This window comes from Enterococcus sp. LJL51 (assembly GCF_054871795.1).
In genome coordinates this window covers 266,036-278,861 of the sequence record NZ_JBTXLW010000001.1, presented here as the reverse complement: position 1 = coordinate 278,861, position 12,826 = coordinate 266,036, and the positions used below count along the sequence as shown (strand labels likewise).

At 38.9% G+C, this 12,826-nt stretch carries 12 protein-coding genes; 6 read left to right on the top strand and 6 right to left on the bottom strand.

Annotated features, from left to right (window positions below):
• The first annotated feature begins 393 nt into the window (after positions 1–393).
• Together ACYSNQ_RS01310 and ACYSNQ_RS01305 are read left to right on the top strand one after the other, a co-directional pair.
• Positions 394–1,632, top strand: a complete 1,239-nt coding sequence (locus tag ACYSNQ_RS01310) for a hemolysin family protein (RefSeq protein WP_426080962.1) — start codon at positions 394–396, stop codon at positions 1,630–1,632.
• Between the two features lie 34 nt (positions 1,633–1,666).
• On the top strand, positions 1,667–1,906 hold the full coding sequence (locus ACYSNQ_RS01305) for a hypothetical protein (protein ID WP_426080961.1): 240 nt from the start codon (positions 1,667–1,669) through the stop codon (positions 1,904–1,906).
• 200 nt (positions 1,907–2,106) lie between these two features.
• Here the strand turns inward: ACYSNQ_RS01305 and ACYSNQ_RS01300 are convergent, their stop codons facing one another.
• From ACYSNQ_RS01300 to ACYSNQ_RS01285, 4 genes are all read right to left on the bottom strand, one after another.
• The gene (locus ACYSNQ_RS01300) at positions 2,107–3,492 is read right to left on the bottom strand and encodes a glycoside hydrolase family 1 protein (protein WP_426080959.1); all 1,386 of its coding nucleotides are present in this window, start codon (positions 3,490–3,492) and stop codon (positions 2,107–2,109) included.
• Positions 3,493–3,573: 81 nt separating this feature from the next.
• Positions 3,574–4,899, bottom strand: coding sequence for a PTS cellobiose transporter subunit IIC (gene celB, locus ACYSNQ_RS01295; RefSeq protein WP_426080958.1), 1,326 nt, complete (start codon positions 4,897–4,899; stop codon positions 3,574–3,576).
• Complete coding sequence (locus tag ACYSNQ_RS01290) at positions 4,892–5,215, bottom strand: PTS sugar transporter subunit IIB (protein WP_426080957.1); 324 nt, start codon at positions 5,213–5,215, stop codon at positions 4,892–4,894. The genes celB and ACYSNQ_RS01290 overlap by 8 nt, the downstream gene beginning before the upstream one ends.
• Positions 5,216–5,218: 3 nt before the next feature.
• Positions 5,219–5,548, bottom strand: a complete 330-nt coding sequence (locus ACYSNQ_RS01285) for a PTS lactose/cellobiose transporter subunit IIA (RefSeq protein ID WP_426080956.1) — start codon at positions 5,546–5,548, stop codon at positions 5,219–5,221.
• Between the two features lie 208 nt (positions 5,549–5,756).
• Between ACYSNQ_RS01285 and ACYSNQ_RS01280 the strand changes: the two genes are divergently transcribed.
• The gene (locus ACYSNQ_RS01280; RefSeq protein WP_426080955.1) at positions 5,757–8,423 is read left to right on the top strand and encodes a sigma-54-dependent transcriptional regulator; all 2,667 of its coding nucleotides are present in this window, start codon (positions 5,757–5,759) and stop codon (positions 8,421–8,423) included.
• A gap of 157 nt (positions 8,424–8,580) precedes the next feature.
• Positions 8,581–9,144 carry a GNAT family N-acetyltransferase gene (locus tag ACYSNQ_RS01275; RefSeq protein ID WP_426080954.1) on the top strand — a complete coding sequence of 188 codons (564 nt, stop codon included), beginning with the start codon at positions 8,581–8,583 and terminating at the stop codon, positions 9,142–9,144.
• Positions 9,145–9,263: 119 nt separating this feature from the next.
• Here ACYSNQ_RS01275 and ACYSNQ_RS01270 read toward each other — a convergent pair whose 3' ends face one another.
• Positions 9,264–9,782 carry an LURP-one-related/scramblase family protein gene (locus ACYSNQ_RS01270; protein ID WP_426080953.1) on the bottom strand — a complete coding sequence of 173 codons (519 nt, stop codon included), beginning with the start codon at positions 9,780–9,782 and terminating at the stop codon, positions 9,264–9,266.
• Positions 9,783–9,817: 35 nt separating this feature from the next.
• Entirely contained in the window at positions 9,818–10,687 is an 870-nt protein-coding gene (locus ACYSNQ_RS01265; RefSeq protein ID WP_426080952.1) for a Cof-type HAD-IIB family hydrolase, read from the bottom strand.
• A 282-nt stretch (positions 10,688–10,969) separates the two neighbouring features.
• On the opposite strand from ACYSNQ_RS01265, the gene ACYSNQ_RS01260 reads away from it, so the two are divergent.
• Both ACYSNQ_RS01260 and pta read left to right on the top strand, forming a co-directional pair.
• Entirely contained in the window at positions 10,970–11,653 is a 684-nt protein-coding gene (locus ACYSNQ_RS01260; RefSeq protein WP_426080951.1) for a uracil-DNA glycosylase, read from the top strand.
• Positions 11,654–11,804: 151 nt separating this feature from the next.
• Positions 11,805–12,788 (top strand): phosphate acetyltransferase, encoded by a 984-nt coding sequence (gene pta / locus ACYSNQ_RS01255; RefSeq protein ID WP_426080950.1) that lies wholly within the window; start codon positions 11,805–11,807, stop codon positions 12,786–12,788.
• Positions 12,789–12,826 lie beyond the last annotated feature (38 nt).

Genomic DNA, 12,826 nt, shown 5'->3' with positions numbered 1-12,826 from the left:
GAATTTAATTTTGCTATAATAAAAGGTGCTGTTAAATATCTGAAAACTAATCTTAGCCGTATAGATTATAAGGTTGAATCAAATGTTATTTTTTTGATGGGTTGATAGTCGCTAGCTGTATCGAACAAAGACTTGATGCAGAAGGGCTAAGTCTTTGAGAGACACTTTGTGAGAGGTGCTAGTTATGAGGTCTTAACTATAGTATAATACGATTAAAGAAAAATGAGAGAAGAAATCAAAATAGAATGCTGCAGACAGAACGCCTCTTGCTAATCACTCAATACTAGCGGGAAATCCGACAGTATCTGCAGCATTAGCTAGGAAAAATGATTCCGATTTAGGAAACTTGAATAAAGTAATTAGAATAAAAGTAAAAAAGGATGATGATATTTTATGGACCCCCAGATAGGCATTATGTTGCCTGTGTTATTAGTACTACTTGTACTTTCAGCTTTTTTTTCATCAAGTGAAACTGCCTATTCCTCGTTAAACAGAATTCGAATTATGAAGATGGCAGAAGCTGGAGATAGGCGGGCAAAGGTTGTGCTGAATCTATTAAGTGATTTTGACCGGCTGTTGTCTGCAATTTTAATCGGAAATAATATTGTTAACATTGCCAGCTCATCTATTGCGACGGTTTTGTTTGTCGCGTATTTTGGAAACCTGGGCGTAACACTTTCTACGGTTATCATGACGATTGTTGTTTTGACTTTTGCAGAGATTTCACCAAAAGCAATTGCCAAAGAATCACCGGAATATTTTGCGCTGATGTTTGCCCGGCCGTTAAAGCTGTTGACAATGATTGTTTATCCTTTAACTATCTTTTTTTCAGGTATTAAGTCTGTTTTAATCTGGCTTTTGCCTAGTAAGGAAGTGGGACCTTCAATTACAGAAGAAGAGCTGCTGACTTTGGTAGAAGAAGCTGTACAGGAAGGATCAATTGATGAGGAAGACGAGATACTGATAAAAAATGTTGTGGAATTTAATGATTTAGAAGTTCAGGATATTTTTACACCTAGATTGGAAATTGTCTCTGTTAACTGTAAAAAAAGTATGGAAGAAATCGGTGAGCTGTTTAGAGAAACAGGTTTATCCCGATTGCCGTACTATGAACAGTCTATCGATGAAATTTTAGGCGTCATTAATCAGAAGGATTTCTATTATGAGGTGCTTGTAGATGGAAAGGAACTAGCAAGTATTGTCAAACCAGTCATTTTTATTCCGAAAAGTATGCGTATTTCTGAATTGATGAAAAAATTTCAGGAAGAGCATAATCATCTTGCAATTGTTGTAGATGAATACGGCGGAACGGAAGGGCTAGTGACCCTGGAGGATGTTGTTGAAGAGCTGGTTGGCGAGATATGGGATGAATTTGATGATAAGAAGCCGGATTTTCATCAGTTAAGTGAGAATCAATATGTGATGCAGGGCTCAACTGAATTTGAAATTCTTGAGGATCTTTTCGGGATAGTAAACAATACAACTTCATCCACATTGGGCGGCTACATTATGACGACTTTAGGACATGTACCGGTAGCAGGGGAAAAACTGAGTCTATCTTCGCTTGAATTAGAGATCAGAAAAATGCAGGATCATCGTATTGATGAGGTACTGATTACAAAGCAAGGATAAAGCTTTTTATTAAGTAGGCAAAGGAGTGGGACTGTTGGTTGAATTAATACTACTAGAAAATTCATCAGATCGGGTGGTTTATCGTTATCTTGTTGAAGGTAAAAATGAATTTACCGGAAGCATAGGATACAATCGTTTGACTGAGCAATATTATATAGAAGAGCTGGATCAGTCGAAAAGCGGCCATAGCTATGTTGGCCACGCAATAAGTCAGGTAAGAAAATACGTTGAAGCTGACTGTTTTCCAGAAAAAGATTTGCGGGCTTGGTATTAGTTTTTTTCAATAAAGCTTTAGTTTAGCAATATATGCGGAAAAAAGAAATAGAGATTAGCATTTTAGGTTCATCATGCTAGTCTCTATTTTTATTGTCTCTGTACTGTTTTATGTTGATGGAAATGCTCAAACACACTAATGATTGTTCCAAGCTCTTCAATTCCATTTAGTTATTGATACGACCAACCTAATACAATGTTTTAGTCTAGGTCTGCTCCGTTTGTCGCAATCACTTTTTGGTACCAAGCAAAGCTGTCCTTTTTATAGCGTTTCAGGTCTTTCATATCAAAATCAGAGCGGTTAACATAGATAAAGCCGTAACGTTTTCTAATCCCTTCATGGGTACTAATCAAGTCAATCGCACTCCAAGGGCAGTAGCCGATAATTTCTGCACCATCTCCGATTGCCTGATTCATGGTTTGGATATGATCACGTAGATAACTGATTCGATAGGCATCATGAATCTTTCCATCCTCAGTTAGTTCATCTCGTCCGCCCAAACCATTCTCAGTGACAATCATAGGTAAATGGTAACGGGAATAGATTTCATTGGCAGTTGTTCGGAAGCCCTCCGGATCAATTTCCCAGCCGAACTCCGTCACTGACAGGTGTTCGTTTTTTACTCCTTGGAAAAATCCCGGCAAATTCATCCCTTTCTGTTGATCATTCTTTTCAGAGGCAGTGGAGGCAACAGGACTAGCTTTAACTGTGCCGGTATTATAGTAGTTAAATGCAATAAAATCACAGGTTCCGCTCTTCATGATTGCCAAATCTTCATCTGTAATTTCCGGTTCGGCATTAATTGCTTTTAGCATAGTCATCACCTGATGATTATAAACACCATAAACGGCTGCATCAAGAAACAGCCAATTTCTTAGCGCATTGAAATTCTGGGCAGCACGCATATCCTCAGGATGGTCTGTTTCAGGATAAGCCAAGGCAATATTAGGTGCAGGACCAATCATTCCATTGTAGTTTTTATCATGATACTCTTTCATGACCATTGCCTGAGCAAGGAGCATATGATGATTTTCTTGAAAAAGCTCTTTAAAAGAGCGGTCGCCGGTTCCTACTGCTGCACCTGCCAGTACCATCATATTTTGTTCGTTGATCGTCAGCCAATACTTCACACGATCACCAAAATGCTCAAATAAAATGCCGCAGTAACGAACAAATGCATCGATAGTTTCACGATTTTTCCAACCGCCTTTTTCATCCAATGCTGCTGGAAGATCAAAGTGAAATACGGTTACAACAGGCTCAATGCCATGCTTTAGACATTCATCAATCAAATCACTATAAAATTGCAGCCCTTTAGGATTAATTTCGCCGTCGCCATCTGGAATCACCCTAGTCCAGGCAATAGAGAAACGATAGGCCTTTAGCCCCAACTCTTTAAATAAAGCGATATCTTCCTTCATATGATGATAATGATCAGCTGCTACTTTAAAATCGCTGGTATTTTCGGGAAGGACCTTAACATCTTGGACAGATTTTCCCTTCCCGTCCTCATCCCAGGCGCCTTCTACTTGATAAGCACTAGTTGCTGCACCCCATAAGAAATCTTTTGGAAAATGATTTGTCATTCTGAAACATCCTTTCTTATTTTCTAACTAGATAAACAATAAGGTATGGGAATGTTCCCATGTCAAGGCTTTCCCATTATTTTATTCAGCTTCGGCAATTTCAGCTTCCATCTCTGCATCATAAGCAGTCTCGCCTTCGGCTTCAATTTTATAGGCTTTAAGGTCTTCCATCTTAAAGAATGGATAGTATAAACCAAAGCTCAATAAAATTTGAATTACCTGAAGAATCGCTCCCCGCCAGCCGCTTAACAGAAATCCAGCGACGACAGGCGGTGTGGTCCATGGGAGCAAAATACCATTGGTTATAGGTACGAGTCCGGTTGCCATTGCAGCATAAGCAATAATACACATTAACAGAGGAGCGATAATAAATGGAATCAGCATAACTGGATTTAATACAATAGGGATACCGAAGACCAAAGGCTCATTGATATTAAAAATAGCTGGAGCAAATGATAATTTCCCTAAAGTTTTAAACTGGGAAGACTTAGCAAAGAACAGACAAGCAATGGCCAGTCCAATTGTGGCACTAGATCCACCTAGTTTGATAAAGTTTCCATAAAATTGAGCATTAACAATGTTTGGCAAAACATCACCACGGGCAAAGGCTTCAGCATTCTCCACTGCCAAAGCAGTCCAGATAGGCGTCATCACTGCACCGATAATATTTGATCCATGAATACCGAAAGACCAAAGCAAAGCTTCAAACAGCAGAACAATCAAGGTTGCCGGCAGTGAGCTTCCAAGAGCAAGCAGAGGTGTCTGCAATACTTCAAAAATAAAGTTTTGCGCCGTTTCAAATGCTGTAAAGGTAAAGCCAATACGAATTAAATTGAATGCTACGATTACAAAAAAGCCTGGAATCAAGGCAGAAAATGATTTAGAGACATTGGAAGGCACAGATTCAGGCATTTTAATTGTCCAGCCCTTTTGTGTAACCCAGCGGAAAATTTCAACAGACAAAATCGCTGTAATCATTCCGACAAATAGACCGGAAGCGCCAAAATTTCCAAGGGGCAAAAACATCGCGCCGGTATCATCTGCTGTCAATGGGGTCAGTACCAAAAACGCAACAATCGCGATAGCCTGTGATGAACCTCGGTCCACTTCATAGTGCTTTGCTAGTTCACTGGCAATTCCTAGAATAACAAAAATCGTCATGGCATTCATCGTCATATTGTTTACTTGTAAAAACAGATCCATCCAACCCTCACCGAATACAGAAGCCATAAAATCCAGATAGGCTTGGGAAGGGAGTTGTGTAACGAGCAGGAATAAAGAACCAATGATTAATAATGGCATAGCAACAAAGAATCCATTTTTAATTGCTGAAAGGTAGCGGTTAGAATCAAGTTTGTAGGCGATAGGTCCTAGTCTGTCCTGTAAACCATCCATAAATTTATTCATTTTTTTGTCCTCCTTCTAATAATGACAGTGACATTTCTACAACTTTTTTTCCGTCCATTCGACCGTAGTCGATGATGGAGATTGTACTGACTATTAAATTTTTGTCTTTAAATTTCTCCTGATATTTTTCTTCCAGAAAAGAAATCTGAGGGCCTAACAGCAGGATATCTGTGTCAGCTAAATGCTTTTCAAACTGTTTTTCAGGAACAGCAATGATTCGCACATCAAGCTGTATAGAAGCCGCATATTTTTCCATCTTACTGACGAGCAAACTAGTGGACATTCCAGCAGCACAGGCAACTGTAATTCGAAGCATAAATCAAATTCCTCCTTTATCCAGACGTCGATAAAGGACAATCATTCGTTCAGCCATATCAATCATGTTGAGTGCATTCATCAAATGATCCTGTCCGTGCATCAACAATAGAGGAGAGGGAAGAATTGTTTCTTCCAAATTTTCCTCAATTAGATTGGCATGATAATCATGTGCCTTACTAATGGCTCTATGAGCCTGCTGCATTGATTTTTTAGATAAATCATACTTTCCTTCAGCTGCCTGATCGATAGCCTGTACTGCAAAACTTCTTGCATTTCCCCCCTGTAAAATTAGACCGATAATCAAATCCTCCTCTATAAGTTTATTTTCCATAATGCCCCTCCTTATTCAGCTGATTTTCTTTATAAAAAGCAAAAACCATGCCAAAACACATATTCTACTTAAAACCCTTTTGCTAGGAACTTATGTAAGGATTAAAAAAAAGTGTTTTGATTATAGTGAGAAAATAAAACACATAAATGCAGATAGCCTTTACTTTTTCAGAAAACGCTTTACAATAAAAAGAGAAAGAGGTGAAATGATGAAACGGATGGATATTATTTTTGAAGAATTGAAAGCGCTATATCAAGGGGAAGGAATAACAACGAATGAATTAGCAGAAAAGCTGCAGCTGTCGCGGGCAAATGTCAGCAGTGACTTAAACCAATTAGTTGTGCAGGGAGCAGCAAGAAAGGAAGTCGGAAAGCCGGTTTTGTATCATCCAGTTGTAAAGCTGACAGAACTAGAACAGTTTGTGCTGAAAAATCCTTCATTAAAAATGATTGTCAACCAGGCGCAGGCGGCTATTCTTTATCCACCAAATGGGCTGAATATGCTTTTTTATGGAGAAACAGGCGTGGGAAAATCCATGTTTGTCTCGTATATTTATGACTATGCTAAAACAGTAAAACGAAAAGAAAAGGAGTACCCGTTTATCCGTTTCAACTGTGCAGATTATGCTAACAACCCCCAGCTGTTGCTGGGCCAGTTGTTTGGTATCTCTAAAAGTGCATTTACAGGAGCGGATGAAGATCGAATAGGATTGATTGAAAAAGCAAACGGCGGTATTTTATTTCTAGATGAAATCCATCGTCTGCCGCCAGAAGGGCAAGAGATGCTGTTTACGTTTATTGATTATGGAACGTATAATCGTTTGGGAGAAACGGCTAAAGAAAGACGAGCGACTGTCCAGTTGATAGCAGCCACAACCGAAGCCCCTAATTCAGCTTTGCTGCAAACCTTTCAGCGGCGCATCCCAATGGTTTTAAAGATTCCCAGCTTAGCCGAACGCACATTGGAAGAACGGGCGGGATTGGTCTCTCTATTTTTACAGGAAGAGGCAAACCGGCTGAACGAACCCCTACAAATTACACAAAACAGTTTAAGGGCATTGATTAGCTACCACTGCCCAAACAATATCGGACAGCTGAAAACCGATATTCAGCTCTGTTGCGCTAAAGCATACGCTGATTTTCTACTCAATGGTCAGGATGATATTCGCATACATAGTCCGGAACTGCCTCCTCATATCTTGAATGGCCTTTATCAAGAGCCGGACAAGCGGATTATCTGGCAGAAAATGAAAACGACTGTGGGGAGGTATATTCTGTTTCAGCCGGAGAAATACTCTGTTGAAAAGCAATCTTCCTTTCAGAGCAACATATACAAGCTTCTGAATGAAAAGACAGATGATGTAAAGGCAGGGAAATTGAGCTATGAAGAGCTGGTTAAAATTGTAGAAAAAAATTACCTTTCCTTACAGTTTGAAGAAACGGGAGAACGTTCAATCAAAAAGCTAAGGACTGTTTTTTCAGAACCCTTGTATGAAACCTGTATTCAAACCATTCATTTAGCAGAAGAATTACTGAAGCGCAAGCTAAATGAAAAAATAAAAACCAGTTTGGCTATTCATTTGCTAAATACTTATGACCGTGTACGGCGGGGAGAGCAGCTTCAAACACATCCTGATTATCTTGAAATTGATTTAAAGTATCCGGATTACATTGGTATTGCAAAGGAGTGTCTGCTATTTTTAAATTGTTCATTAGATATTAATATTCCAGATGAAGAAGCTGTGTTTTTGGCAATGTTTTTTATCTACAACAGTGAGGAAAATACTGAAAAATCTGTGCAGGTTCAGGTAGTTGTTCTAGCCCATGGGGCCTCAACCGCTACTTCAATGACCACTTTTGTTAATCGTCTGTTGAATGTTGAACAGGGAGCTTGGGGGATAAATATGGACTTGGAGGAAAGTCCCGATGCGATGCTGCAACGTCTGAAACAGCTGTTGACTGAAAGTAATACAAAAGAAGATTTATTATTTTTAGTAGATATGGGTTCATTAAATAATATTGGTTACGAGATAGAGAAAGAATTGGGCAACCGCTGTGCTACAATTGGTTTGGTAAGCACATCTCATGTTCTTGAGGCAACCCGCAAGGCTGTACTTGGTATCTCACTGGAAGAAATTTATCGTTCAACCTTACAGGTCAATGATTACGCTGCCTCAATCGAGCCAGCAATTTGCGCATCAACCTGGAATGACGAAAAAAAATCGGTAATTCTAACTTTCTGTTTGACAGGGGAAGGAACAGCTGTAACGATGAAAAATATTCTGCTTAGCAAACTTTCTTTAGAAGAAACCGATTTGACTATCATTCCGGTTACGCTGCTTCACAACGAAAGTGTTGGTAATTATCTATCTGCTATGCAGAAAAAATATACGGTTCTATGTGTAGTTTCCTCTTTACCAATACAAACCAGTGTCCCACAGTTTCAGTTATATGATTTGTTCCAAAATGAGGCGCTGGTGAAGATACAGGAGATTATTGATATAGATAATACTTATCGGGCAATCGATCAAACCTTGGAAACCGAGTTGACAGAGATTAAGAGTACAGAAATTGTTAAAGATGTAAAAAATATTCTTCCCTGCCTTGAAAAAGAACTTCAGCGTCAATTTCATAAGCGAACAATTTTTGGCGCGATTTTTCATATTTGTTGTCTGGTTGATGGTTTAAAAAAGAACAAGCGGGGAACCTGCTTTCCAGAACAGAAAAAGTACGAAGCAGAATATTTAAAGGAGCATACAGTCATTAGAAAGGTGCTCAATGATCTGGAAAAAAAATATGAGGTTAAAATACCGGATGATGAAATCAGCTATATGGTAAGCCTTTTCATCACTTATCCTCAGGAAATTTTGAATTAAATGAGGGAAGAAACAAATAGAATGCTTTTAGAAAAAATAAAAAAATATTCAGCTTAAAGTTTGATTAAAAGATGGAAAAATAACAAAAGAAAAAATCAAAAACAATGAAATGACCTTGAAAAAGTGTTACACTCACTGAAGAAAGTGAGGGAAACAAATGATTCGTTTTGCAAAAAAAGAAGACGGACCAATGATTGCTCCGCTGGTTCTTGTGATTTTGAAAGATATGGAGCTGGATTTTTTAAAAGAAGTGCCGGAAACATTATTATTAACAATTCTGGAAGAAGCAGCTGCTAATCCAGACTATCGATATGGCTATAAAAGAGGGCTGGTCTATGAACTGGATAACAAAGTAGTGGGAATTGCCTTTGGCTATCCAGCTGAAGATGAGTCGGTTATTGATGAGCCGCTTAGACAGATATTGATTAAATATGGATTGGATATGAATCTTCAGTTATTCATAGATGAAGAAACACTGCCGGGTGAATGGTATCTGGATTCCATCGCAGTAGATGAAGCATACAGAGGCTATGGAATTGGCTCAAAGCTGTTGGACTCATTACCGGAAATGGCTGAAAAAGCTGGTAAATCAGTAATTGGTTTAAGCGTAGATAAAATGAATCCTGATGCAAGACGCTTATATGAACGTAAAGGGTTCAAAGATGTGGCAGAGCGTATGATCAGCGGACATTTGTATGACCATATGCAGAAGAAAATCTAGGCAATGTCTAGCTGCACAAAAAAGCTCTTTAAAAAAATAAGCACAAGTCAGCCTCCTGATACTCTTTGTCAGGAGGCTGATTTGTGCCTATAGATTAAGACTGAACGAACTCGTTCTAATTAGCAAGAACCCCAGCCAATTGTTGAGAGAGGGGAATTGCTGTCTTTCTTTTTATTGTATACCCAGTAATCCAAAACAGCTGCAATACAAATACATAAGGGAGCGTCTTCATCATTCTCTACTTCCAGACAGAAGTAGTTGCCTGAAAATAATGTGGCCTTACTCATTTCCATGATTTTATGATTGTTATGCTGGATTGAATAATAATGATTTTGTATGTCTCCAATTACTGTCCAATGCAGCTGATTGATATAGTAAAAATCAATGTTCAAATTTAAAATCTTTTTGAGCGTTCCAACTTTATCGAAGCCTTTATACAGGTCAAAACGAGTTCCGAAAAATAGTGACAGCTGTTTGATACTGGCAACTAGCTCACCATTCATCGCATAAAGAGAGAGGGCATCTCCTCTGGTTCCCCAGCGGCCCACCAATAAAAACAATGATTTTCCATCTGCATCTTTAACAATGGTTCGAGTCACGTTGCTCAGTTGCTGCTCCTGAATAAAATATTCAGACACAAAGCTTCACCTCTTTTCAGTTTCACTGACAACTATTACAAATCTTCGCGAATAGCCCGTAAAATTGCTTCACCAACACCGTTTTCCAAGTTCGTTGCGGTTGTATATTTTGCATAATCCTTCACTTCTACCTCAGCATTTCCCATGGCAAAGCTGACCCCAGCCCATTGCAGCATGCTCACATCGTTAAAGTTATCTCCGATGGTCATTACTTCATCCGCTGAAATGCCTTTTTTCTTGGCAATATTGGCAACAGCAATTCCTTTTTGAGCATTCTTGTGGTTTACTTCAATATTATTCTGTGCTGAGGAGGTGACAACAACATCTGGAAGCTTGTCTAGCTTGAGACTGACGGGCCCCAAGACTTTTGGTCCCTCAATACTAAAGCCGATAATTTTAAGAACTTCAATATCTTCCCTGTCTATCAGCTCGCGCATATCCTTAACATAGGTAATCTCCAATAAAGACAAATGAGCGGCCGCCATAGCAATTGCTACCTTATAAGTAAGATGGGGCATCGTTGAAGCAATATGAGTCGCAAAATTTTCAATGCGTTTTTCTTGTTTCTCTGAAAAGATTCCTTCATTTGTAGAAATCTCATAATAAACTTCGTGTTGGTCCAGCATATCTAAAACCTCATGGACCGTGTCCTTCTCGATTCCGGCAACAAAAACAGAATTACCATCTTTATCAAAAACCTGTGCCCCATTCAAAGTAATCATAGCACATTCTATTCCAGCTTCTTCAAGAGGAGGCTTCGCCTCGGTGTAAGCGCGGCCGGTAGCCACCATAAATTCTACTCCTTGACGAGCTGCTTCGCGAATGGCAGAAGCATTGTCTTTAGAGACAGCCATTTTTGAATCTAATAAAGTACCATCCATATCTGAAGCAATCAACTTAATCATAAACTATTTCCACCTCATTCAATTTACTTATGTATAGTTTACCATGTTTTGCTATTTATCGTTATAATAAAATTCTCTTGTAAGTTTCTGAGAACTTGGTTATTCTAAATAGGTAAAGTGAAACAGACATTCCAGCAGCTTCAAATAGCGGGCAGAAATAAGCAGCTGTTTTCAGATTGATCTGAATCTAAAAACAGGCAATGATAAATAAAAAATGAATGAAAAATTAGAAAAAACACTTAAATACTAAAAAATCTAGCGAAAGAAGAAGGAGCGTATGAAATGAAAACAATTATTCATAATAGCTGGCAGGAGAAGTTGGAGGATCAGTTTAATCAGCCTTATTATAGTCAATTGAGAGAATTTTTGAAGCAGGAGTATACGACACAAACTATATTTCCAGATATGTATCATATTTATTCTGCTTTGGAGCTTACCCCTTATGAAAAGGTAAAGGTGGTAATATTGGGTCAAGATCCATACCATGGTCCCAATCAGGCACACGGATTGAGCTTCTCGGTGCAGCCGGGAGTAAAGACGCCGCCGTCGTTGGTTAATATCTATAAAGAGCTACAGACTGATTTGGGCTATCAGCCGGTGAATCATGGCTTTCTGGAAAGTTGGGCCAAACAAGGGGTTCTGCTGCTGAATACAGTATTGACTGTGCGTGCTGGTCAGGCATATTCTCATCGAGGACAGGGCTGGGAACAATTAACAGATGCTATTATTCAAAAGCTGAATGAAAGAGATCAGCCCATTGTATTTATCTTATGGGGAAAACCAGCTCAGGACAAAATTCGTATGATTGATACAAGTAAACATGTGATTATTAAGTCACCACATCCAAGTCCGTTGTCTGCGCATAGAGGCTTTTTTGGCTCGCGTCCTTTTTCAAAGGCAAACGATGCACTACTGGCATTAGGAGAAACACCGATTAATTGGCAATTACCGGAATCTGTGTCATAAGACAGATTGCAACTGTTGTAGTATAGGATAAGGACTTTGTGAAAATGTTATCAGAATAAGGGTTTTCCACTAGTACAGAAAGAAAAAACTGTTATTTTCTTTTCAAATAGTGTATGATTGAACAAGTAAAAACAATATTGGAGGGTGTATCGTGGATTTATTCGATAGCTTAAAAGCAAAAGTCACTAATAAGAATGTAAAAATTGTTTTCCCGGAAGCACTGGACCAAAGAATTTTAGGTGCTGCAGCTCGTTTGAAATCAGAAGAACTTCTGGAACCTGTATTGATTGGCAAGCCTGAGGAAATTGTAAAGGCTGCTCATGCACGCGGACTTACAACATCTAATTTTATGATTGTAGATCCAGATAACTTTGACCGTTGGGATGAAATGGTTGAATCTTTCGTAGAGCGCCGTAAAGGGAAGGTTTCAAAAGAAGATGCAGAAAAAATCCTTAAAGATGTAAACTATTTTGGTACAATGTTGACATACATGGGTATCACTGATGGTATGGTGAGTGGAGCAATTCATTCTACTAGCGACACAGTACGTCCAGCATTACAAATTATTAAAACTAAGCCAGGGGTTAGCCGTACAAGTGGAGCAATGATTATGTTCCGCGGTCGTGGCCAGGAAAGATATATTTTCGCTGATTGTGCGATTAATGTGAATCCTAATCCGGAAGAATTAGCAGGAATTGCTATTGAAAGTGCGAAAACAGCTAAGTTGTTTGATATCGAACCAAAGGTTGCTATGATGAGCTTTTCGACCAAAGGTTCAGCGAAAGCACCTGAAGTTGATAAGGTAGTTGAAGCAACGAAACTTGCGAAGGAAATGGCTCCAGAACTGGAAATTGATGGTGAATTGCAGTTTGATTCTTCCTATGCAGCGTCAGTAGCACAGCTGAAAGCGCCAGAATCAGAGGTAGCAGGTAAAGCAACAGTATTTGTATTCCCAGAGCTACAGTCTGGCAATATTGGCTACAAAATTGCACAGCGCTTAGGTAATTTCGAAGCAATTGGTCCAATTTTGCAAGGGTTGAACAAACCCGTTTCAGATTTATCTCGTGGAGCAAATGAAGAAGATGTATACAAATTATCTATCATTACTGCTGCACAAGCAGTAATGGAAAAATAAATAAAAATTTATTGAGTTTGGGCCGTAAAAATAACAGC

Coding starts and splice junctions, on each gene's coding strand:
- ACYSNQ_RS01310 (WP_426080962.1), top strand. CDS start 394: ATGGACCCCCAGATAGGCATTATGTTGCCTGTGTTATTAGTACTACTT.
- ACYSNQ_RS01300 (WP_426080959.1), bottom strand. CDS start 3,492: ATGACAAATCATTTTCCAAAAGATTTCTTATGGGGTGCAGCAACTAGT.
- celB (WP_426080958.1), bottom strand. CDS start 4,899: ATGAATAAATTTATGGATGGTTTACAGGACAGACTAGGACCTATCGCC.
- ACYSNQ_RS01290 (WP_426080957.1), bottom strand. CDS start 5,215: ATGCTTCGAATTACAGTTGCCTGTGCTGCTGGAATGTCCACTAGTTTG.
- ACYSNQ_RS01285 (WP_426080956.1), bottom strand. CDS start 5,548: ATGGAAAATAAACTTATAGAGGAGGATTTGATTATCGGTCTAATTTTA.
- ACYSNQ_RS01280 (WP_426080955.1), top strand. CDS start 5,757: ATGAAACGGATGGATATTATTTTTGAAGAATTGAAAGCGCTATATCAA.
- ACYSNQ_RS01275 (WP_426080954.1), top strand. CDS start 8,581: ATGATTCGTTTTGCAAAAAAAGAAGACGGACCAATGATTGCTCCGCTG.
- ACYSNQ_RS01265 (WP_426080952.1), bottom strand. CDS start 10,687: ATGATTAAGTTGATTGCTTCAGATATGGATGGTACTTTATTAGATTCA.
- ACYSNQ_RS01260 (WP_426080951.1), top strand. CDS start 10,970: ATGAAAACAATTATTCATAATAGCTGGCAGGAGAAGTTGGAGGATCAG.